General features: G+C 61.3%; 17 protein-coding genes and 2 tRNA genes. 11 read left to right on the top strand and 8 right to left on the bottom strand.

Annotated elements, in window-relative coordinates:
* Nucleotides 1–101 precede the first annotated feature (101 nt).
* The 8 genes from B0B52_RS13935 to B0B52_RS13900 all read left to right on the top strand — a co-directional run bounded on the left by B0B52_RS13935 (nt 102) and on the right by B0B52_RS13900 (nt 5,811).
* The gene (locus tag B0B52_RS13935; RefSeq protein WP_077594259.1) at nt 102–866 is read left to right on the top strand and encodes a glycosyltransferase family 2 protein; all 765 of its coding nucleotides are present in this window, start codon (nt 102–104) and stop codon (nt 864–866) included.
* The gene (tolB, locus tag B0B52_RS13930) at nt 847–2,169 is read left to right on the top strand and encodes a Tol-Pal system beta propeller repeat protein TolB (RefSeq protein WP_077594258.1); all 1,323 of its coding nucleotides are present in this window, start codon (nt 847–849) and stop codon (nt 2,167–2,169) included. The genes B0B52_RS13935 and tolB overlap by 20 nt, the downstream gene beginning before the upstream one ends.
* 48 nt (nt 2,170–2,217) lie before the next feature.
* Complete coding sequence (gene pal, locus B0B52_RS13925; protein WP_077594257.1) at nt 2,218–2,760, top strand: peptidoglycan-associated lipoprotein Pal; 543 nt, start codon at nt 2,218–2,220, stop codon at nt 2,758–2,760.
* Nucleotides 2,761–2,769: 9 nt separating this feature from the next.
* On the top strand, nt 2,770–3,537 hold the full coding sequence (gene ybgF, locus B0B52_RS13920) for a tol-pal system protein YbgF (protein WP_077594256.1): 768 nt from the start codon (nt 2,770–2,772) through the stop codon (nt 3,535–3,537).
* Nucleotides 3,538–3,589: 52 nt separating this feature from the next.
* Complete coding sequence (locus tag B0B52_RS13915) at nt 3,590–4,708, top strand: YeeE/YedE family protein (protein ID WP_077594255.1); 1,119 nt, start codon at nt 3,590–3,592, stop codon at nt 4,706–4,708.
* Nucleotides 4,705–5,529, top strand: coding sequence for a ThiF family adenylyltransferase (locus B0B52_RS13910; protein WP_077594254.1), 825 nt, complete (start codon nt 4,705–4,707; stop codon nt 5,527–5,529). Before B0B52_RS13915 ends, B0B52_RS13910 begins: the two co-directional genes overlap by 4 nt.
* Before the next feature lie 89 nt (nt 5,530–5,618).
* Nucleotides 5,619–5,694 (top strand) — tRNA-Lys (locus B0B52_RS13905).
* Between the two features lie 41 nt (nt 5,695–5,735).
* Nucleotides 5,736–5,811: transfer RNA gene (locus B0B52_RS13900), tRNA-Lys, on the top strand.
* A 94-nt stretch (nt 5,812–5,905) separates the two neighbouring features.
* On the opposite strand, the gene B0B52_RS13895 is transcribed toward B0B52_RS13900, so the two are convergent.
* The 8 genes from B0B52_RS13895 to dapC are packed head-to-tail and all read right to left on the bottom strand — an operon-like array spanning nt 5,906 to nt 14,199.
* A complete protein-coding gene (locus tag B0B52_RS13895; protein WP_139351942.1) occupies nt 5,906–6,163 on the bottom strand; it encodes a hypothetical protein in 258 nt (85 codons plus the stop codon).
* A gap of 24 nt (nt 6,164–6,187) precedes the next feature.
* Nucleotides 6,188–6,697 (bottom strand): hypothetical protein, encoded by a 510-nt coding sequence (locus B0B52_RS13890; protein ID WP_077594252.1) that lies wholly within the window; start codon nt 6,695–6,697, stop codon nt 6,188–6,190.
* A 60-nt stretch (nt 6,698–6,757) separates the two neighbouring features.
* Nucleotides 6,758–8,785: an ABC-F family ATP-binding cassette domain-containing protein gene (locus B0B52_RS13885; RefSeq protein ID WP_077594251.1), complete on the bottom strand. Its 2,028-nt coding sequence runs from the start codon at nt 8,783–8,785 to the stop codon at nt 6,758–6,760.
* Between the two features lie 54 nt (nt 8,786–8,839).
* A complete protein-coding gene (prmB, locus tag B0B52_RS13880) occupies nt 8,840–9,730 on the bottom strand; it encodes a 50S ribosomal protein L3 N(5)-glutamine methyltransferase (RefSeq protein WP_077594250.1) in 891 nt (296 codons plus the stop codon).
* Nucleotides 9,727–10,920 (bottom strand): succinyl-diaminopimelate desuccinylase, encoded by a 1,194-nt coding sequence (gene dapE, locus B0B52_RS13875; protein ID WP_077594249.1) that lies wholly within the window; start codon nt 10,918–10,920, stop codon nt 9,727–9,729. Before dapE ends, prmB begins: the two co-directional genes overlap by 4 nt.
* 21 nt (nt 10,921–10,941) lie before the next feature.
* A complete protein-coding gene (locus B0B52_RS13870; protein ID WP_077594248.1) occupies nt 10,942–12,123 on the bottom strand; it encodes a PilT/PilU family type 4a pilus ATPase in 1,182 nt (393 codons plus the stop codon).
* Nucleotides 12,124–12,162: 39 nt separating this feature from the next.
* Nucleotides 12,163–12,990 carry a 2,3,4,5-tetrahydropyridine-2,6-dicarboxylate N-succinyltransferase gene (gene dapD / locus B0B52_RS13865; RefSeq protein ID WP_077594247.1) on the bottom strand — a complete coding sequence of 276 codons (828 nt, stop codon included), beginning with the start codon at nt 12,988–12,990 and terminating at the stop codon, nt 12,163–12,165.
* Between the two features lie 3 nt (nt 12,991–12,993).
* Nucleotides 12,994–14,199, bottom strand: a complete 1,206-nt coding sequence (dapC, locus tag B0B52_RS13860; RefSeq protein ID WP_077594246.1) for a succinyldiaminopimelate transaminase — start codon at nt 14,197–14,199, stop codon at nt 12,994–12,996.
* A gap of 337 nt (nt 14,200–14,536) precedes the next feature.
* Here dapC and smc point away from each other — a divergent pair, with 337 nt between their 5' ends.
* From smc to ligA, 3 genes are read left to right on the top strand one after another with little or no spacing between them, the layout of a single operon-like run.
* Nucleotides 14,537–18,070, top strand: coding sequence for a chromosome segregation protein SMC (gene smc, locus B0B52_RS13855; protein WP_077594245.1), 3,534 nt, complete (start codon nt 14,537–14,539; stop codon nt 18,068–18,070).
* 6 nt (nt 18,071–18,076) lie between these two features.
* Nucleotides 18,077–19,144, top strand: coding sequence for a cell division protein ZipA C-terminal FtsZ-binding domain-containing protein (locus B0B52_RS13850; RefSeq protein WP_077594244.1), 1,068 nt, complete (start codon nt 18,077–18,079; stop codon nt 19,142–19,144).
* 30 nt (nt 19,145–19,174) lie between these two features.
* Nucleotides 19,175–21,364, top strand: coding sequence for an NAD-dependent DNA ligase LigA (ligA, locus tag B0B52_RS13845; protein ID WP_077594243.1), 2,190 nt, complete (start codon nt 19,175–19,177; stop codon nt 21,362–21,364).

Below are 21,364 nucleotides of genomic sequence, written 5' to 3'. Positions count from 1 at the left end.
TCCTACAAACGCCCGCGCTCGCAGCGCCCACAATGACAGGCTTGTCTGTGGAGGGGCTGTTGTGGTTGCTGGCTTGCAAAAACCACCCACATCCGACTCTCATGACCCTGTCCGTCATCATCATCACAAAAAACGAAGAGGCCAATTTGCAGGCATGCCTGGAGTCCGTGCGGTTCGCTGACCAATGGGTTGTTGTTGACAGCGGCAGCACCGACAACACATGTGCGATCGCCAGTGCTTTTGGTGCAGAAGTTAAGCAGACCACAGAATGGCCGGGCTTCGGTCCGCAGAAGAACCTTGCCCTCGACCTGGCCACCCAGGACTGGGTGCTGTCGCTGGACGCGGATGAACGCATTCCCCCCGAACTTGCGGCCGAAATACAGCGGGTCACACAAGACCCGGCTGCCAACGCGTTCGAGATACCGCGGCTCACACAGTTTTGCGGGCAATGGATCTACCACTGTGGCTGGACGCCCGACCGCGTGCTGCGGCTGTTTCGGCGCGGGCAGGCCGAGTTCAGCAATGATCTGGTGCACGAACGCGTGATTCTGAAATCCGGCACGCTGTCCCGTCTGAAAAACCAGATGCTGCATTACAGCTACCCGACACCGGCACATTATTGGCGCAAGTTGGAGCAGTACAGCCTGGCATGGGCCGAGCAGGCGCGCGCCCGAGGCAAGTCCAGCTCCATGCCCAGGGCGGTAATATCCGGGCTGATGGCCTTCGTGAAAAGTTATTTCTTTCGCCTTGGCATCCTGGATGGCAGCATGGGGTTTGCCGTGTGCGCCATGCAGGCTCAGGCCGCTTTTGGCAAGTATTTCACTCTGTATTGTTTGAACCAGCAAAATGAACCCAAAAAAATCTGATTCATCCGTGGCCCAAGGCCTGGTTTCTGCCCGTCGAACCTTTGTTGCAGGCTTGGCTGGCGGCCTGGGTGGTCTTGCAGTATGGCCTGCATGGGCCCAGTTTCGCGTCGAGGTGTCGGGCGTGGGCCTGACCCAGCTACCTATCGCGATTGCAGGATTTCGTGGTGATGCACAGTCGCCTCAAAAAGTTGCCGCCATTGTGCAGGCCGATCTCGAGCGAAGCGGCCAGTTCCGCGCGGTCGACTCAAGCGGCCAGAGTCTCGATGAAAGTTCGAGGCCTGACTTGTCTGTATGGCGCCAACGGGCGGCAGATTCCCTGTTGACCGGTAGCGTGACCCGTCTGGCCGATGGCCGGTATGACGTGCGTTGCCGTCTCTGGGACGTGGTGCGCGGGCAAGACCTCGGCGGACAGAGCTTTGTGGTAACCCAGGGTGATCTGCGCCTGTCGGCACACCGAATTGCCGACTTTGTGTATGAAAAGCTGACCGGTGAGAAAGGCGTCTTTTCGACCCGCATTGCCTATGTGACCAAGGTGGCCCAGCGCTACAACCTGTGGGTCGCCGATTCAGACGGCGAGGGCGCGCAGTCCGCACTGACCAGCCCGGAGCCCATTATTTCCCCTTCCTGGTCACCCAATGGATCGCAACTGGCCTACGTGTCCTTTGAATCGCGCAAGCCCGTGATTTACGCGCACGATGTGGCCACGGGTAAACGGCGCTTGCTGGCGAACTTCAGAGGCTCCAACAGTGCGCCCGCCTGGGCGCCCGATGGCAATTCGCTGGTGGCGACGCTAAGCCGTGACGGCGGCTCCCAGTTGTATGCGATTTCGGCCGCAGGCGGGGAGCCTCGGCGCCTGACACAGTCGGCCAGTATCGATACAGAGCCGGCATTTTCTCCGGACGGAAAGTTCGTTTATTTTGTGAGCGACCGGGGCGGGTCCCCGCAGATCTACCGCATGGGTGCCGGTGGCGGCAATGTCGAGCGAGTCACCTTTACCGGGAGTTACAACATATCACCGGCCCTCAGTCCCGATGGTCGCTGGCTCGCCTATATTTCCCGGATAGGCGGTGCCTTCAAGCTGTACTTGATGGAACTTGGCAAGGGAACTGCGATCGCATTGACAGACACGAGTGCCGATGAAAGCCCAAGCTTTGCACCCAACAGCCGCCTGATTGTTTATGCCACCCAACAGCAGGGCAGGGAAGCGCTGCTGACCACCACGCTGGACGGCAAGATCAAGGCTCGGCTAACAGGTGCAACCGGTGACATACGCGAGCCAGACTGGGGACCTTTCCAGAGGTAACCCAGCTAGCCAGATATAAATATTCTTGTTAATACTGAAAGTACTCCCATGAAGCGCATCCTGATTTCATTAGCCTCCATCATCACTCTGACTGCCGCCTTGGTAGGTTGTAGTTCAGGGGTCAAACTCAACGAGGTCCCGGTTGAAAACAGGACAGGTACTGGCACTGGCCAGGGCACGGGTGATGCATCCGGGGTATCGGGTCGCAATGTTGAACCAGTTCTGATTGGAGCCACTGACCCGTCCCTTGCCGGCCCACCCGGCATCGCAAAAGTCATCTATTTCGACTACGACAGCTTTGTCATCAAGCCGGAATTCCAGGCAACCGTTGAAGCACATGCCCGTTTCCTCAGCGCCAATAAGGCCCGCAAGCTGGTCATTGAAGGCAGCACCGATGAGCGTGGCGGGCGCGAGTACAACCTGGCACTGGGCCAGAAGCGTGCTGAGGCCGTGCGCCGCGCGCTTGGTCTTCTCGGGGCTACCGATGCACAGGTCGAAGCCGTGAGTTTCGGTGAGGAAAAGCCCGCCGCTACTGGTGCAAATGAAGAGGCCTATGCCAAGAATCGGCGGGCCGAGTTCAATTACCGTTAATCCTGAGTCATGAGCTTGAAAAAAATTCGGACTTTGCTGGGGGCATTGGTTTGCGCACTCGCCTGCGCCATGGCATTTAACGCCCATGCAGCCCTTTTTGAGGATGATGAAGCCCGCAAGGCGATTCTTGAATTGCGACAGCGGCTGGATGCAACAACCGCCGAGCTGCGCAAGTCTGGAGACGAGACCGCGCAGTTGCGTCGCAGTCTGCTCGAGTTGTCCAGCCAGATTGAGCAACTGCGCAGCGAACTGGCCAAAATGCGCGGGCAGGACGAGCAGTTTGCTCGCGAATTGGCTGAAGTCCAACGTATGCAGAAGGATATGTCGCAAGGCGTGAACGACAGATTGAGCAGGTTCGAGCCCTCCAAAGTCAGTGTCGATGGCCGGGAGTTCACGGCCGAACCCGCGGAAAAGCAGGAGTTTGAAGCGGCGCTGGCTGTCATGCGCAAGGGCGAGTTTGGGCCGGCCCAGACTGCTTTTACCAACTTCCTCAAGCGTTATCCGCAAAGCGGCTACAAGGCTTCCGCGTTGTTCTGGCTTGGCAATGCACAGTACGCACTCCGCAACTACCGTGACGCCGTGATCAATTTTCGCGCCTTGGTGGCAACCGATGCGGAACATGTGCGCGCGCCTGAAGCTGTACTGGCCATCGCCAACTGCCAGGTCGAACTCAAGGACACCAAGGGCGCCCGCAAGACGCTGGAAGACCTGCTCAAGGCCTACCCGCAGTCGGAAGCGGCCTCTGTTGCCAAAGAGCGTCTGGCCCGACTCAAATAGTCTTGCCGCAGGGGTCGGGGCGTCTTCATGGGCCTGCCCCTAAAATCGGGAGATGGACACCTCCCAGCTCAACGCTCTCACCACCCAGGTCCTCTGGGCGGCTTTTATTCTTGCCGCCTTCTTTGGTGCCATCGCCCAGCGAACCCACTTTTGCACCATGGGCGCCGTTAGCGATATCGTCAACATGGGTGACTGGACGCGCATGCGGATGTGGGGCATGGCTGTCGGCGTGGCCATGATCGGCTTTTACGGTCTCGCAGCAGCGGGATTGATCGATCCTTCCAAAACCCTCTACGCTTCCAACCGTTTTATCTGGTTGTCCGCACTCGTCGGCGGCCTGATGTTCGGCTTCGGCATGGTGCTTGCCTCCGGGTGCGGCAGCAAGACGCTGGTGCGTATCGGTGGGGGCAACCTCAAATCGCTGGTTGTTTTCCTGGTCATGGGCGTAGCCGCTTTTGCAACCCTCAAGGGAATCACTGCAGTGCTGCGCGTGGCCACGGTGGACCGTGTTGCTGTTGACTTTTCCTCGAATGCTGCCTTGTCCAGCTGGGTTGCGGGTGTGGTGGGCGTTTCGCCGGCTCTGGCCGGGCTGGGTATCGCTGTGATACTGGGTGGTGGCCTGATCGTATGGGCTCTGCTGGGGGCGGAGTTTCGCAGTTTTGACAACCTGCTCGCAGGCTTGGGCATTGGCGCAATCATTGTGGGCATGTGGTGGGTCAGCGGCCATCTGGGCTACATCGCCGAGCATCCGGATACCCTGCAGGAAGCCTTCCTGGCGACAAATTCCGGGCGCATGGAGGCTTTGAGTTTTGTTTCACCGGTGGCCTATACCGTGGACTGGCTGATGTTTTTCAGTGACAAGAGCAAACTTTTGACCATCGGCATCGTTTCAGTTTTTGGTGTGGTTGTGGGCTCAGCAGCGTACTCGGTGGTCACCCGCAGCTTCCGCTGGGAAGGCTTTCGCAGTGTTGAAGACACTGGCAACCACCTGGTCGGCGCGGTCTTGATGGGCGTGGGGGGCGTGGCCGCCATGGGTTGTACCGTGGGCCAGGGCCTCTCGGGTATTTCCACACTGAGTGCCACCAGCTTTGTGGCCGTGGCCTCAATCATTGCCGGCTGCGTGGCAGGCGTGCGCTACCAGGTCTGGCGACTTGAGAAAAGCATCCAGTGACCGACCTGGCAACTGCAGACCCTGAGCGGCGCTTTGGTGGGTTGGCGCGCCTTTACGGCGTGGCGGGGGCAAAGAAAATCCGCTCGGCCCATGTGGTGGTCGTTGGTTTGGGCGGCGTGGGTTCGTGGGCGGCTGAAGCATTGGCTCGCAGCGGGGTGGCGCGCCTGACACTGATTGACCTCGACCATATTGCGGAGTCCAACATCAACCGCCAGATTCATGCGCTGAGCGCGACACTGGGTCAGGCCAAGGTCCAGGCCATGCGTGAACGTATTACCCAGATCAATCCCGACTGTGACGTGCGCTGCGTCGAAGAGTTTGTCGACGCAGACAACTGGCCGGTGATTGCCGGGCTGGACCAGGCGGGCAGCGACAAGGTGTCGGTGATTGACGCGTGTGACCAGGTTCGGGCAAAAACCGCCATGGCTGCATGGGCCATGAAAAACCGGATCAATTTCATCAGCGTGGGAGCAGCCGGCGGCAAGCGCCATGCGCACAAGGTTGACATTGACGACCTCTCACTGGTTACGCATGACCCCCTGCTTGCACAACTGCGCTACCGCCTGCGCAAGGAGCAGGGGGCCGCGCGCAAGGGGAAAATAGGCGTGGCCTGTGTGTTCAGCCGCGAGGCCGTGATGCAGCCTGCTTCCGCTGTTCAACGTGAACCTGATGTGGCCGCGGAACTGCAAGCCTGCGATATCGCGGACGATGCGCAGAACGACGGCAGCCTCAACTGTCATGGTTACGGATCGGTCGTCAGCGTGACCTCCACCTTCGGTTTGTGCGCAGCCGGCTGGGTGCTCGATAAAATTGGAAGCTGAGTTTGCGAGGCGCCAAAAAATGACGCTATAATTCAAGGCTTTGCTGCACGCGTTGCAGTAAAAACCGGGTACATCCAACGATGGGCCTCGGGACCATAGCTCAGTTGGTAGAGCAGCGGACTTTTAATCCGTTTGTCGTGGGTTCGACCCCCGCTGGTCCCACCAGATTTGAGGCGCCTGATTGAAAGATCAGGTGCTTTTTCTTTGGGTTCTTAGCTCAGCTGGTAGAGCAGCGGACTCTTAATCCGTAGGTCGCGAGTTCGAATCTCGCAGAACCCACCATATTTGAAGCGCCTGACCGAAAAGTCAGGCGTTTTTTTATTGGCGGCTTGAATTCGAGGGTGAAGAATTGAGTGAGCCGAAGACGGGCGGGGCGTTACGAGGACGCCTGCCTGACACGCCTCAGAAGCAGGAGCAGGGCAAGCTCCACCAGACAAAGCATCACCGCAGCAAGACCGGTGACTTCCCTGATTCCGGATTGCCTTTCCCCGGTAGGAAACATCTCCAGAGAGCCTTGAACGAAATACACAAGGTCGAGCGCCAGAATGATTGCGACGATGGCCATGGCGCAGCGAAGCGTCCATTTCATCCATTTCAAAGCCATTCCCTGGGTCCGCGGGCTTGAGGTGTTCATTGACGGCTGAGTGTGGCGTGCCGATCAAGGGACCGCAGAATACCCCAACAACGGCACTTCCAGATGCGCCTGTTGCGCGACACGGATGCAGTCTTTCATGTGTTCTTCGCCGAGGTAGCGGATGGCCGCGTAGCCCACGGTGGCCGCTACGATCTGCCCGGCGAAAGGCACGTATTTGGCGAGTTGCTTGGTTGTCAGGCGCATGCCGATCTTCGTTGCTGCCTTGAGCACCAGCTCGCGGCTAATGAGTTTTCCGATCAACACGGAGCCGACCAGCGCAACGGCTTTCTGCACCTGCTCGCGCTTCGTCGGATCAAGCTGGTCGAGCTGCTGCGGCGTGAGGCCGAATTCCTTGTTGATCTCGGGGATCAGTTTGGAGAGCAGGGCCGCGTCGACTGCCCAGTCCAGGCCGGGCAGCGGAACGGCGCTGGCCGCGGCAGCGACCATGGCGCGTTTGTTGAGCAGTTTGCGGCCTCGCATGACGGCAGCCTGAAGGGCGGCGTCGTCGGAGGCCATTTGAAGGGCGGTAGGCATGAAGGCACTTTAGCGCCAAATGCCAGGCAGGGTTAGAGCCGCAACCCCAAGCCCTTACCCTCAAGCCAGAGAGGTTTCGATCTGCTCGGTGAGTTCAAGCCAGCGTTCTTCCAGCGCGCCGATCTCGCTCTCGATGACTTTGAGGCGCTTGCCGGTCTGGGCCATCTCCGCGGACGCAGTGGTGCCGGCCAGTTTAGCCTGCAGCGTGTCGCGTTCGGTGTTCAGCGCCTGCATTTGCTGGTCAATTTTTTCCAGCTCCTTGCGCAGCGGTTTGGTGCTGTCGGACTGTTGCTGCCGGCGCTGGGCGTCTTCTTTCTTGTTGGTCGGTTTCTTCGCATCAGAAGTGGCTGAAGCCCCCGCCGGCTGTGCGCTGGCAGCTACTGATTTGGTAGCGGTTGCGGCAGGCGCCGCAGCGGCACCGCTGCCGGACTTCTTGGCTTCTTCACGCTGGCGCTTGGCATAGTCCAGCAAATACTTCTGGTAGTCGTCCAGGTCGCCGTCAAACGGCGCCACGCCGCCCTGCGACACCATCCAGAACTCGTCGCAGACGGCGCGCAGCAGGGCGCGGTCGTGGCTGACCAGCATGACGGTGCCTTCAAATTCATTGAGTGCCATCGACAGTGCTTCGCGCGTGGCCAGATCCAGGTGGTTGGTCGGCTCATCAAGCAGCAGCAGGTTGGGGCGCTGCCAGACAATCATGCAAAGCACCAGACGGGCTTTTTCGCCACCGCTCATGCTGCCGACGGCCTGCTTGACCATGTCGCCGCCGAAATTGAAGTTGCCCAGGAAGCTGCGCAGGTCCTGCTCGCGTGTGGGCTGGTTGCCCATCTTGCCGGCGGCGGTGACTTCCTTGACGAGGCGGATCATGTGTTCCAGTGGGTTGTCGGCCGGGCGCAGCACGTCCAGCTCCTGCTGGGCGAAGTAGCCGATGTTCAGGCCCTTGCCTTCGGTCATGTCGCCACTGATGGGAGCCAACGCCCGCGCAATGGTTTTGACCAGCGTTGACTTGCCTTGCCCGTTGGCGCCCAGGATGCCAATGCGCTGGCCAGCCAGCACCGACTTGCTGACGTTTTGCACGATAATCGTGGGCGGCGTGCCTTCGGGCGCGTCGGCCGGCGGTGGATAGCCGAAGTAGGCGTTCTGCATCGACAGCATGGGGTTGGGCAGGTTGGCCGGTTCCTTGAACTCGAAGGTGAAGTCGGCTTCGGCCAGCAGCGGGGCGATTTTCTCCATGCGGTCCAGTGCCTTGACGCGGCTTTGCGCCTGTTTGGCTTTGCTGGCCTTGGCCTTGAAGCGGGCGATGAACTTTTGCAGGTGGGCAATCTTGTCCTGCTGCTTGTTGAATGCGCCTTGCTGCAGCGCCATCTGCTCGGCGCGCAGGTCTTCGAACTTGCTGTAGTTGCCGCCGTAGCGCGTGAGCTTGGCACGTTCGATGTGCACGGTGACGTCGGTCACGGCGTCGAGGAATTCCCGGTCATGGCTGATGACCAGCATGGTGCCCTGGTAACGCTGCAGCCAGGCTTCCAGCCAGACCAGCGCGTCCAGGTCCAAATGGTTGGTCGGCTCGTCGAGCAGCAACAGATCGGACGGGCACATGAGGGCTCGTGCAAGCTGCAGGCGCATGCGCCAGCCGCCGGAAAAGCTGTTGACCGGGTTGTCGAGCTCGCTGACCTTGAAACCCAGGCCGAGGATCAGCGCCTGCGCACGTGCCTGTGCGTCGTGTGCGCCGGAATCATAGAGGTCCATGTAGGCATGGGCCATGCGGTCGCCGTCGCCGCTGTCTTCGGCGGCCGTCACCTCGGCCTGCGCGGCCAGCAGCACCACGTCGCCCTCGATCACGTAGTCGGTGGCGCTTTGTTCGGTTTCGGGCATGTCCTGGGCAACCTGTGCCATGCGCCACTGGGATGGGATGTAAAACTCGCCGCCGTCTTCGTGCAACGTGCCGTTGAGCATCGCGAACAGCGAAGACTTGCCCGCGCCATTACGCCCCACCAAGCCGATTTTTTCGCCGGGGTTGAGGGTGACAGACGCGCTGTCGAGAATCACTTTGGCGCCGCGACGCAGCACCACGTTTTTAAGGGTAATCATTTAAAACAGACAAACTCGGGAAAATATGCGGTCATGCAGACCGCGACGCAGGTTTCAGGCCAATTGCTGGCGCGTAAGGAGTAAAACCTGGTCAGCGCCTGCGCTGGTCTCGAACCACAGGGGTTCAAGCTCGGGGAAAGCGCGTTCAAAATTCTCGCGCTCGTTGCCGATTTCCAGCACCAAAACAGCATTTTCGCTCATATGGCGGGCGGCGTTTAGAAAAAGGCTTCTGATGAAGTCCATGCCGTCCTCGCCGCCGGCCAAGGCCAAGGCCGGTTCCGCCCTGAATTCGGCAGGCAGCGTGGCCATGGTGGCTGCGTTGACGTAGGGCGGGTTGCACAGGATCAGGTCGTACGGGCCGGGGCAGGAGGCCAGCCCGTCGGATTCAATCAGCGTGATGCGGCCCTGCAATTCGTGGATGTCCACATTGATGCGCGCCACGGCCAATGCATCGGCGCTGATGTCGGCTGCATCCACCGCAACGTCCGGATAGGCCATGGCAGCGAGGATGGCCAGGCTGCCGTTGCCGGTGCACAGGTCCAGCACACGGTGTGTCGCTTCGTTGAGCCAGGGGTCAATGCTTTCATCAACCAACAGCTCGGCAATGAGGGAGCGCGGAATGATCACGCGTTCATCGACATAGAAGGGCACACCTTGCAGCCAGGCCTCTTTGGTCAGGTAGGCGGCGGGCTTGCGCGTGCTGATGCGTGCTTCCAAAAGGATAGCTACCTGCGCAACATCGGCAGGGGATACGGGCTGATTTTCCACTTCATCGAGCTCGTCCAGGGGCAAACCAAGCCGCCACAGCACCAGCCAGGCGGCTTCGTCGAACGCGGTGAGGGTGCCCTGGCCAAAGCCATCGGCCTGGCTAAGGCCGGCAGCCTCCAGCCTGTCCGTCCAGTGCTCGACCAGGGAGAGCACCGTTGGTTGGCTTTCCGGGCTCATAAGGCTGCCAGACGCTCCAGCACGCCTTTGTAGATGTTTTTCAGCGGGTCCAGCGAGCTGACCAGCACGTGTTCGTCAATCTTGTGGATGGAGGCATTGATCGGGCCGAACTCGATGAGCTGCGGGCAGATGCTGGCGATAAAGCGCCCGTCGCTGGTACCGCCAGTGGTGGACAGCTCGGTGGCCAGGCCGGTTTCAGCCTGGATGGATTGGCTGACCGCTTGGACCAGTTCGCCTGGCGTGGTCAGGAAGGGCTGGCCGCCCAGTGTCCATTTCAGCGTGTAGTCGAGCTTGTGCTTCTGGAGGATGGCTTCCAGCCGCGTTTTCAGGCTGTCGGCCGTCGATTCGGTGGAAAAACGGAAATTGAAGTCCACCACCAGTTCGCCCGGAATGATGTTGGAGGCGCCAGTGCCGCCATGCACGTTGGACACCTGCCAGCTGGTCGCCGGGAAAAACGTATTGCCGGCGTCCCACTCGGTAGCCACCAGTTCGGCCAAGGCCGGTGCGAAGCGGTGAATCGGGTTGTCGGCCAGGTGCGGGTAGGCGATGTGGCCCTGAACACCCTTGACCGTGAGTTTGCCGCTCAGCGTGCCGCGGCGGCCGTTCTTGATCATGTCACCGAGCTGGTTCACCGAGGTGGGCTCACCGACGATGCAGTAGTCCAGCACCTCGCCACGTTCTTTCAGCTGCTGGACGACGATGGCCGTGCCGTCAACGGACGGGCCTTCCTCGTCGCTGGTGATCAGGAAGGCGATGGATAGATTGGGCTGGGGGTTGGCTGCCAGGAATTCTTCAACAGCAACCACCATGGCAGCAACTGAGGTTTTCATATCAGCTGCACCGCGCCCGTAGAGCACGCCGTCGCGGTGGCTGGGCGTGAAGGGAGGGCTGCTCCACTGGTCGAGTGGGCCGGTCGGAACCACGTCGGTGTGGCCGGCGAAGATCAGCGTCTTCGGCGCTATTGAATTGGTAGCTGCCTGCGCCCGTGTTTCCTGGGCTAAAGGGCTAAAGCCCTTGAATTTTGCCCAGAGATTAGTGACCCGGAAGTTTTCGGGGCCGCTGACGATGGTTTCGCACTCAAAGCCCAGGGGCGCCAGTCGGGTCGAAAGAATAGCCTGGCAACCGGCATCGTCGGGTGTGACGGAGGGGCGAGAGATCAGCTGTTCGGCAAGGCGAAGCGTTGAAGACATCGAAGAGAAGACCCGCTACGCTTAAGGGTTGCCGTAACCGGTGTTGCCGGTTTTGGTCTCGTGACGAACATCCAGGGTGATTTCAGTGAAGGATGCTTCCTCGTCCTGCTCTTCCTCGGGCTCAGCGGCCTTGGCAGCCGCAGCAAAGTCGTTTTCCAGCCGCCACATCAGGTTGGTTGGCGAGTCGGCATGCAACAGGCCTTCTTTGCGCGAAACCGTGCCTTCCACAATCAGTTTGGCGATGTCTTGTTCGAAGGTTTGGGAGCCTTCGGCCATGGATTTTTCCATGGCTTCCTTGACGCCGGAAAAGTCGCCTTTTTCGATCAGCTCGGAAATCAGCTTGGTGTTCAGCATGACCTCGACTGCCGGTGCCCGGCTACCGGCCAGCGTGCGCAGCAGGCGCTGAGAAACGATGGCCTTCATGGCGGCGCCCAGGTCGCCCAGCATGGTGGTGCGCACCTCCACCGGGTAAAAACTCAAAATCCGGTTGAGCGCCTGGTAACTGTTGTTGGCGTGCATGGTGGCCAGGCACAAGTGGCCGGACTGCGCATAGGCAATGGCTGCCGACATGGTTTCCCGGTCACGGATCTCGCCGATCAAAATCACGTCCGGCGCCTGGCGCAATGCGTTCTTCAGCGCCACCTGCAGCGACTGCGTATCGCTGCCAACTTCGCGCTGGTTCACTACCGATTTCTTGTTGGTGAAGATGAACTCGACGGGATCTTCAATCGTCAGAATGTGCCCAGGTGCAATGCCATTGCGGTGGTCCATCATGGAAGCCAGCGTGGTGCTTTTGCCGGCCCCGGTGGAGCCCACCATCAGCAACAGGCCGCGTTTTTCCATGATCAGGTCGGCCAGGATGGGCGGCACGTTCAGACTTCCGAGCGCCGGGATGTCGCTGGGCACATAACGAATCACCGCCGCGTAGGTGGCGCGCTGCCGGAAACCGCTGATACGGAAGTTGCCGACGCCGGCCAGCGGAAAGCCCATGTTGAGCTCGCCGAGTTCTTCCAGCTCCTCAATCCGCTCGGGCGGCAGCACCTCGGCCAGCAGGTTGCGCGGCGCGTCGGGCGGCAGAATCTGGCTGTTGATGGGAATCGCTTCGCCATTGATCTTGATCAGGGCCGGTGAGTGGGCTGACAGGTACACGTCGGAAGCCTTTTTATCGGCCATCAAACGGAGAATTCGTTCCATCGTGCTCATAGTCGCCCAGTCATCGTCAATGTTGAGTTACGCCGTCAATCAGTCGCGGAGCAGATCGTTCAAACTCGTTGTGGCGCGCGTCTTGGCATCCACGCGCTTGACGATCACCGCGCAGTACAGCGAGTATTTTCCGCCCGCCTTGGGCATGTTGCCCGACACCACGACAGAACCAGCCGGAATGCGGCCATAAGTCACGGTGTCGGCTTCGCGGTCATAAATCGGCGTGCTCTGACCGATGTAGACGCCCATCGAAATAACGGAGTTTTCTTCGACGATCACACCTTCGACCACTTCCGAGCGTGCACCGATAAAGCAGTTGTCCTCGATGATGGTGGGCCCGGCCTGCACCGGCTCCAGCACGCCGCCAATGCCCACGCCACCGGAGAGGTGCACGCCTTTGCCGATTTGCGCGCAACTGCCCACGGTGGCCCAGGTATCGACCATGGTGCCTTCGTCCACATAGGCGCCGATGTTCACGTAGCTGGGCATGAGGATCGCGCCCTTGGCGATGTAGCTGCCGCGGCGTGCCACGGCGGGGGGCACCACGCGCACGCCGCTGGCTTTCATTTCTTCTTCGCTCAGGTGCGAGAACTTGGTTGGAACCTTGTCAAAAAAGCCCAGGTCGCCGGCGCGCATCATCACATTGTCTTTCAGGCGAAAGCTCAGCAGCACAGCCTTCTTGATCCATTGGTGGGTGGTCCATTGGCCCACGCCCTGGCGTGTGGCCACGCGCAGGCGGCCGGCGTTGAGTTCGGAAATCGTGTGTTCCACCGCGTCCTGTACTTCTTTCGAAGCAGCCTGGGGGGACAGGTTCGCGCGGTCTTCCCAGGCGGCGTTGATGATGCTTTGCAATTGGTCTTGATTCATTTTTTAAGCAGAAGTGGATTGGATAAATTGAACGATTCTTTCGGCAGCCTCGACACATTCGGCCGTTTCGGCCACCAGCGCCATGCGGATCCGGCCGGTTCCGGGATTGTGGCCCCGGGCTTCGCGGGCCAGGTAACTGCCAGGTAACACCACCACATTGTAAAGAGCGAGCAATTCTCGCGAAAACGCAGGGTCGTCGTTGTTGAAGCGCTCGGGAATTTGCGCCCAAAGATAAAAACCGGCATCGGGCAAGGCCACGTCCATGACCCGGGCGAGCATGGGCGTGACGGCGGCGAATTTCTCTCGGTACATTGCGCGGTTGTCCACGACGTGTTTTTCGTCGTCCCAGGCGGCAATGCTGGCGGCCTGCACGATCGGGCTCATGGCACTGCCGTGGTAGGTGCGGTAGAGCAAGAAGGGCTTGATCAGCGCCGCGTCGCCAGCCACAAAGCCGCTACGCAGGCCCGGCACGTTGCTGCGCTTGGACAGGCTGGTCAGGGCGATCAGGTTTTTGAAATCACTGCGGCCCAGCTTGGCGGCCGCTTGCAGCCCGCCCAGCGGCGGCTCGTCGCGAAAGTAGATCTCGCTGTAACACTCGTCGGAGGCGATGACAAAGCCGTACTTGTCGCTCAGTTCGAACAGCAGTTTCCATTCATCAAGGCCCATGACCGCGCCGGTCGGGTTGCCCGGTGAGCAGACAAACAGAAGTTGTGTCGTTTTCCAGACCTCCTGCGGAACGGCAGCCCAATCCACCGCAAAATTACGGGCCGGGTCGCTGGGCGCAAACCAGGTGTCAGCACCGGCCAGCAAAGCCGCGCCTTCATAGATTTGATAAAAGGGATTGGGTGACACAACAGTCGCACCCGGCTGCGTAGGGTCAATAACCGTTTGTGCCAGCGCAAACAGCGCTTCGCGCGAGCCATTGACCGGCAGGATCTGCGTCAGCGGATCCAGTGCCAAACCGTAGCGGCGCTGCATCCAGCCGGCCATGGACTGGCGCAGCCTCGGCTCGCCCGCCGTCGCCGGGTAGCTGGCCAGCCCGCTGAGGCTGGCGTTCAGCGCCGTTTTGATCAATTCCGGCGTCGCATGTTTGGGCTCACCGATGCCAAGGCTGATGGGGCGATAAGCAGGATTCGGTGTGACGCCGGCGTGGAGCTGGCGCAGCCGCTCAAAAGGGTAGGGCTGAAGGCGTTTCAACAAGGGATTCATCGCCCGGATTATCCAGTGTGGACTGATGGCTCACCTTCAGGGTACCGCATGGGTCTGGCTTCCGCTATCAAATGAATAGCTGCTTGCGCCCGTGCGTAAAGGGCAAAGTGCCGATTTCTCTCTTGCTTTTCCTTGAAATGCCAGCCGACTGCTACAAAACGACAGGCAAGACCGGCCAAGCCAAGCAGCCGACACCATTTTTTACAGCGGCCGACCGGTACAGCTCGGGTAACATTGCGGGCTGTGCATTGCCTGAAGCGACGCCGGGCGCCTTCAAAAAGTGCCATACAAATCAACGAGTTAGCTTCAAAGCGCCAAGAAAAAAACAGGGTCAGCCGTGCGTCTCAATTCGATCAAGTTATCCGGGTTCAAATCATTTGCCGAACCGACCAATTTTGTGCTGCCGGGCCAACTGGTTGGCGTGGTCGGTCCCAACGGCTGCGGCAAGTCCAACATCATGGATGCCGTGCGCTGGGTGCTCGGCGAAAGCCGCGCCTCCGAATTGCGCGGCGAGTCCATGCAGGACGTCATCTTCAACGGCACCAATATCCGCAAGCCGGCCAGCCGCTCCAGCGTCGAGCTGGTGTTTGACAACGCCGACCACCGCGCCGGGGGCCAATGGGGCCAGTTTGCCGAAATCGCAGTCAAGCGCGTGCTGACGCGCGACGGCACCAGCAGCTACTACATCAACAACCAGCCGGTGCGCCGGCGCGACGTGCAGGACGTGTTCCTCGGTACCGGCCTGGGTCCGCGCGCCTACGCCATCATCGGCCAGGGCACGATCAGCCGCATCATTGAATCCAAGCCCGAAGAACTGCGCCTGTTCCTTGAGGAGGCTGCTGGCGTGTCCAAGTACAAGGAGCGCCGCCGCGAAACCGCCAACCGTCTGAGCGACACGCGCGAGAACCTGACTCGCGTCGAAGACATCCTGCGCGAGCTCAATGCCAATCTCGAAAAACTCGAGAAGCAGGCCGAGGTTGCGCTGCGCTACAACACCCTGCATGCCGACGCCACGCTCAAGCAGCACCAGCTCTGGTTCCTGAAGCGTGCCGAGAGCGAAGCCGACCAGGCGAAGGTCAAGGCCGATGCCGAGAAATCGGTCAACGACCTGGAAAGCCGCATCGCCGATTTGCGCCACATCGAGGCCGACCTGGAAACCATTCGCCAGGCGCATTACGCCGCCGGTGACCACGTCAATCAGGCCCAGGGCAAGCTGTATGAAGCCAGCGCCGAAGTCGGCCGGCTTGAAGCCGAAATCCGCTTTGTGGTCGAAGGTCGTCAGCGCGTCGAGCAGCGGCTGGCGCAACTGAAAGAACAAACCGCCCAATGGGCCGCTCGCAAGGATGACGCGGCCATCGAGACCGAAAACCTGGCCGCCCAGGCCGTGCAGGCCGAAGAACAGGCCGAGTTGTTGGCCGCGCAGAGCGAAGACCAGGCCGGCCAGTTGCCCGCGCTTGAAGAAGCACTGCGCGCCGCGCAATCCAAAGCCAACGAGCAGCGCGCCAGCGTGGGCCAAGTGCAGCAGCAGATTCAGGTGCTGGCCGCCGACCAGCGCAACATCGAAGAACAATCGCGCACCCTGAGCCTGCGCCACGAGCGCCTGACGGCGGACAAAAACGCCCTCAACGCGCCCGATGAAGCCCGCCTCGTCAACCTCAACACCCAATTCACCGCCGCCAAAGAAGCGCAGGAAGAAGCCGAGGCCCGTCTGCACGAACTGACCGAGAGCGTGCCTCAGCTTGATGAAGACCGCCGCAACAAGCAGCAGGCAGTCAACACCGAATCAGCCAAACAGGCCGACCTGTCGGCGCGCATGGAAGCGCTCAAGGCATTGCAGGAAAAGGTCAAGACCGACGGCAAGCTCAAGCCCTGGCTGGCTAAACACGGCCTGGACGGGCTGCAGGGCCTGTGGAGCCGCATTCATATCGAGCAGGGCTGGGAAAATGCCCTTGAGGCCGCCTTGCGCGAACGGCTGGGTGCGCTGGAAGTCAGTCGGCTGGACATGGTGCGAGGTTTTGCCGGCACCGATGGCCGCGACACGCCGCCGGCCAAACTCTCGTTTTATTCCCCGCCATCGGCTGCAGCACCTGCCAAAGCTTCCGCAACGAATCTGAAACCCCTGGCCGACCTGCTGCGCCTGGGCGACGCCGGCCAGGCTGCGCTGCTCGGCGACTGGCTGCATGGCTGCCTCACCGCCGCAAGCCTGGACGAAGCGCTGGCCGCGCGCCAGCAGTTGCAGGCCGGTGAAGTGATTTACGTGAAAACCGGCCACGCCGTGACGCAACACAGCGTGAGTTTTTACGCGCAGGACTCCGAGCAGGCCGGCCTGCTGGCCCGCGCCCAGGAAATCGAAAACCTCGAGAAACAGTTGCGTGGCCAGGCACTGATCAGCGACGAAGCGCGCAGCGCACTGATACGCGCCGAGGCTGCCTATGCCGACGCCGCCCAGCGACTGGCGACCGCTCGCCGTGAAACCGCCGAAGGGCAGAGCCGCACCCACGAACTGCAGGTTGAAGTGCTGCGCCTGACGCAGCTGGCCGAGCAAACGCGTGCGCGCAGTGAGCAGATTGCCGGCGACCTGGCAGAAATCGACGCGCAGATGAACGACCTGCAGGAACGCAAGGTCACCGCTGAAGCACGTTTTGAAGAACTGGACATGCAGCTGGCCGACAGCCAGGAGCGCCATGCCCAGCTCGACGACCGCGTGATCGAGGCCGAGCGCAAACTCAATGAATCGCGTGAACAGCAGCGTGCGCTCGAGCGCCAGTCACAGGAAGCGCAGTTTGCGCTGCGCAGCCTGGCTTCGCGCCGCGACGAGCTGGCCCGTTCCATCGACATTGCCGCGCAGCAGGCCTCGACCATCGCCACCGAGGAGGAGCGCGCCAAAGAGGAGTTGTCGCGCCTGACCGATGCCGCGGCCCAGGCAGGCCTGCAGGACGCATTGGCCGTGAAGCTGGAACGCGAGGCCGACCTCGGCGCCAAGCGCAGCCAGTACGACGACCTGACCACCAAGCTGCGCGCCAGCGACGAACGCCGTTTGCAGCTCGAACGCGAACTCGACCCGCTGCGCCAGCGCATCACCGAGTTCCAGCTGAAAGAGCAGGCCGCGCGCCTGGGCTTCGAGCAATATGCCCAGTTGCTGGCAGATGCACAGGCTGATTTGAGCGCTGTCGAGCAGTCCATTCAAACGGGCAATGTGCGCCTGACCGGCCTGCAGGGCGAAATCGACCGCATCAACCGCGAAATTCAGTCTCTCGGTGCCGTCAACCTGGCTGCGCTGGACGAACTCAGCAGTGCGCGTGAGCGCAAGCAGTTCCTCGATGCGCAGTCGGCCGACCTGAACGAGGCCATGAACACGCTGGAAGATGCGATCAAGAAGATCGATACCGAAACCCGCGAGCTGCTGTCCACCACCTTCGATACAGTGAACCGCCATTTCGGCGAGATGTTCCCGCGCCTGTTCGGCGGCGGCAACGCCAAGCTCATGATGACCGGCGAGGAAATCCTGGACGCCGGCGTGCAAGTGTTGGCACAGCCACCGGGCAAGAAGAACCAGACCATTCATTTGCTGTCTGGAGGCGAGAAAGCTCTAACGGCGATTGCGCTGGTGTTTGCGATTTTCCAGCTGAATCCTGCACCTTTCTGCCTGCTGGACGAGGTCGATGCCCCGCTGGACGATGCCAACACCGAGCGTTACGCCAAGCTGGTGGCCAGCATGAGCAAGGAAACCCAGTTCCTCTTCATCAGCCACAACAAGATCGCCATGGAAATGGCCGAACAGCTGATCGGCGTGACCATGCAGGAGCAGGGTGTTTCGCGCATTGTGGCCGTGGACATGGAAGCGGCGCTCGGTTTTGCGGAAGCGGCGTAAACAGAGATGAGCACACTCCAGATCAGTTTGGCCATTCTTGGTGGTTTGATCCTCGCGATTGTGGTGGCCCACAGCGCATGGTCGGCCCGCAAAAACCTTCCGAGGCAGGCTACGCCGGAACCAGCGCCTTTGCCGGCCGAACCCATGGGGGGCGTCGTCCCTTTCGACGACACCGAAGCAGAGCGCCAGGAACCGGGTTTTGACCGGGACTCCAGCCTTGACACCCTGACGGCGCTGACCGTTCCCGAGAAAAAGCCCGGCCTCGACGCCTTGATTGACGTGATTGCCCCGATCTCGGTGGATGCTGCGGTCTCCGGCGAAGCCGCTCTTGCCGCGATGCCAGCCACGCGCCGCGCCGGCAGCAAGCCGTTTGCCATCGAAGGCCTGAATGCGATTACCGGTACTTGGGAGACCCCTGTTCCTGGCCAGCGTTACAGCGAGCTTCAGGCCGGCGTGCAGCTGGCCAACCGCACCGGTGCGCTGAACCAGATCGAGTTTTCAGAATTTGTCATGAAGGCGCAGGCTTTCGCCGACGCCATCGATGGCCAGCCTGAATTCCCGGACATGCTGGACGAGGTGGCCCGAGCGCGGGAACTGGATAACTTTGCCAGCGCGCACGATGCGCAATTGAGTTTTACCTTGCGCGCAAAAAACACGGCCTGGAGCCCGGGCTATGTTCATCAGAGCGCGGCCAAGCTCGGTTTCGTGACAGGCTCCATTCCCGGCCGCATGGTGTTGCCCGCCAGCGAGTCTGGCCATGCGCCGATTCTGGGTTTGGCGTTCGACACGCAGGCTGCGATGGCAGAAGACCCCGAACAAACCGCTTTGCGCGAACTGACACTCTCGCTGGATGTGCCGCAGGTGCTGCGTTCCGAGCAGCCTTTTGTGCGCATGTGCGAGGCCGCGATCGCGCTGGCCGCAAGCATGGACGGCGTGATCATTGATGACCAGGGCCAACCAATCCGGCCCGAGGCCATGGAAATCATCCATGCCGACCTGGAGCAGCTCTATGACACGCTGGAAGGCCGCGACATGCCGGCTGGCTCGGCGCTGGGCCGGCGGCTGTTCTCGTGATGGCGGCCTGATTTTTTTGCAGCGTTTCCCATGGTGACCAAAGACATGTTCGGGGAGCCTTCCGATCCGCCGGCGAGTGCCGCTGACCGCGTGGCCGCCTTGCGCGATGAACTGCACAAGCACGCTCACAGTTACTACGTGCTCGACGAGCCGACCGTTCCCGACGCGGAGTACGACAGGCTGTTCCAGGAACTGCAGGCCTTGGAAGCCCAGCATCCCGAGCTGGCCAGCCCGGATTCACCCACCCGGCGCGTGGGAGGCAAGCCGCTGAGCCAGTTCGCCAGCGTGCGCCATGCCGTGCCCATGCTGAGCATTCGCACCGAAACCGATACCGAGGCCAGCGGCGCCCAGAACTTCGATACCCGGGTGCGCAAGGAGCTGGGCCTGGCCGAGTCCGAACCACCCGTGGAATATGTGGCCGAACTCAAGTTCGACGGCCTGGCCATCAACCTGCGCTATGAAGATGGCGTGCTGGTGCAGGCCGCCACACGGGGCGACGGCGAGGTTGGCGAGGACGTGACGCAGAACATTCGCACCATCCGGCAGATCCCGTTGAGGATTGCGGCCCCCACGCTCATCGCTTCGCGTACTTCGCTGCCCCCCGGGGGGGCTGAACTTGCTCGGGGCGGCCCTTCGCGGCGTTCGCCCTCAGATATTTCTGTGCCGCCCGTGCTCGAGGTGCGCGGCGAGGTCTACATGCGCCGTGACGACTTTGAGTCGCTCAACGAAAAGCAGCGCGAAAAGATCGCGCAGGGCGCCAAGGGTGAAAAAACCTTTGTGAACCCGCGCAATGCTGCGGCCGGCGCCGTGCGCCAGCTGGACCCGGCGATTGCCGCGCGCCGCCCGCTGAGCTTTTTCGCCTACGGCCTGGGTGAGGTCACGCCGAAAGAGCAGGGCGGGCCCGACTTCGAATCCCACTTCCAGATGCTCCTGACCCTGAAGTCATGGGGTTTTCCGGTCGCAGCCCTTACCCAGACTGCGCAAGGTGCTTCTGAATTGATAGCATTCCACCAGAAGATTGGCAAGGAACGCGACCAGCTGCCCTACGACATCGACGGTGTGGTCTACAAGGTCAACAGCCTGGCGCTGCAGAAAAAACTCGGTTTTGTCACGCGCGAGCCGCGCTGGGCGGTGGCCCACAAATACCCGGCGCAGGAGCAGATGACCACTGTGCTGGCGATTGACGTGCAGGTGGGACGAACCGGCAAACTGACACCGGTGGCCAAGCTGGCACCGGTTTTTGTCGGTGGCGTGACGGTGACCAACGCAACGCTGCACAACGAGGACGAGGCCAGGCGCAAGGACGTTCGTATCGGCGACACCGTGGTCGTGCGCCGTGCCGGCGACGTGATTCCCGAAGTCGTCAGTGTGCTGGCGGAAAAACGCGTGAGAGATGCCCCGCAATTCACCATGCCGCACACTTGCCCGGTCTGCGGCTCGGACGCGGTGCGCGAGGAGGGCGAGGCCGACTACCGCTGCACCGGCGGCCTGTTCTGCGGCGCCCAGCGCAAGGAGGCCATCCTGCATTACGCACACCGGCGCGCGGTCGAGATCGAAGGCCTGGGCGACAAGCTGGTGGAGCAGCTGGTCGATGCCAACGTGATCCGCACCCTGCCGGACCTGTACCGCCTCGGCCTGACAGCCCTGGCCGGCCTGGACCGCATGGCCGACAAGTCGGCCAACAACTTGCTGGAAGCGCTGGAGAGGTCTAAGAGCACCACTTTGCCGCGTTTCCTGTTCGGCCTGGGCATTCGCCACGTCGGTGAGGCCACGGCCAAGGAGCTGGCGCGCCACTTCGGCAAGCTCGACGCGGTCATGGATGCAACGGAAGAGCAACTGCTCGAAGTCAGCGACGTGGGCCCCATCGTCGCCAAAAGCATTCGCACCTTCTTCGACCAACCGCACAACCGCGAGGTGGTCGAGCAACTGCGCGCCTGCGGCGTGCACTGGACAGAAGGCGAGCCGGCCGCCCGTGCGCCGCGGCCGCTGTCCGGCAAGACCTTTGTCATCACCGGCACGCTGCCCACGCTGAGCCGCGACCAAGCCAAAGACATGGTGGAGGCGGCGGGCGGCAAGGTGGCAGGTTCGGTTAGCAAAAAAACCGACTATGTGGTGGCCGGCACCGAGGCGGGCAGCAAGCTGACCAAGGCCCAGGAACTGGGTGTGGCGGTCATCGACGAAGCTGCTTTGCTGGTAATGCTGGCCGCTCCCGCTGCCTGA

The sequence above is a fragment of the Polaromonas sp. A23 genome (genome assembly GCF_002001015.1).
Classification (GTDB): Bacteria; Pseudomonadota; Gammaproteobacteria; order Burkholderiales; family Burkholderiaceae_C; genus Polaromonas.
This window is presented reverse-complemented; position numbering and strand designations above follow the sequence as displayed.

What these genes read in the sequence shown, in the direction of transcription:
- B0B52_RS13935 (WP_077594259.1), top strand. Translation starts at nt 102, where the DNA reads ATGACCCTGTCCGTCATCATCATCACAAAAAACGAAGAGGCCAATTTG.
- tolB (WP_077594258.1), top strand. Translation starts at nt 847, where the DNA reads ATGAACCCAAAAAAATCTGATTCATCCGTGGCCCAAGGCCTGGTTTCT.
- pal (WP_077594257.1), top strand. Translation starts at nt 2,218, where the DNA reads ATGAAGCGCATCCTGATTTCATTAGCCTCCATCATCACTCTGACTGCC.
- ybgF (WP_077594256.1), top strand. Translation starts at nt 2,770, where the DNA reads ATGAGCTTGAAAAAAATTCGGACTTTGCTGGGGGCATTGGTTTGCGCA.
- B0B52_RS13915 (WP_077594255.1), top strand. Translation starts at nt 3,590, where the DNA reads ATGGACACCTCCCAGCTCAACGCTCTCACCACCCAGGTCCTCTGGGCG.
- B0B52_RS13895 (WP_139351942.1), bottom strand. Translation starts at nt 6,163, where the DNA reads ATGAACACCTCAAGCCCGCGGACCCAGGGAATGGCTTTGAAATGGATG.
- B0B52_RS13890 (WP_077594252.1), bottom strand. Translation starts at nt 6,697, where the DNA reads ATGCCTACCGCCCTTCAAATGGCCTCCGACGACGCCGCCCTTCAGGCT.
- B0B52_RS13885 (WP_077594251.1), bottom strand. Translation starts at nt 8,785, where the DNA reads ATGATTACCCTTAAAAACGTGGTGCTGCGTCGCGGCGCCAAAGTGATT.
- prmB (WP_077594250.1), bottom strand. Translation starts at nt 9,730, where the DNA reads ATGAGCCCGGAAAGCCAACCAACGGTGCTCTCCCTGGTCGAGCACTGG.
- dapE (WP_077594249.1), bottom strand. Translation starts at nt 10,920, where the DNA reads ATGTCTTCAACGCTTCGCCTTGCCGAACAGCTGATCTCTCGCCCCTCC.
- B0B52_RS13870 (WP_077594248.1), bottom strand. Translation starts at nt 12,123, where the DNA reads ATGAGCACGATGGAACGAATTCTCCGTTTGATGGCCGATAAAAAGGCT.
- dapD (WP_077594247.1), bottom strand. Translation starts at nt 12,990, where the DNA reads ATGAATCAAGACCAATTGCAAAGCATCATCAACGCCGCCTGGGAAGAC.
- dapC (WP_077594246.1), bottom strand. Translation starts at nt 14,199, where the DNA reads ATGAATCCCTTGTTGAAACGCCTTCAGCCCTACCCTTTTGAGCGGCTG.
- B0B52_RS13850 (WP_077594244.1), top strand. Translation starts at nt 18,077, where the DNA reads ATGAGCACACTCCAGATCAGTTTGGCCATTCTTGGTGGTTTGATCCTC.
- ligA (WP_077594243.1), top strand. Translation starts at nt 19,175, where the DNA reads ATGGTGACCAAAGACATGTTCGGGGAGCCTTCCGATCCGCCGGCGAGT.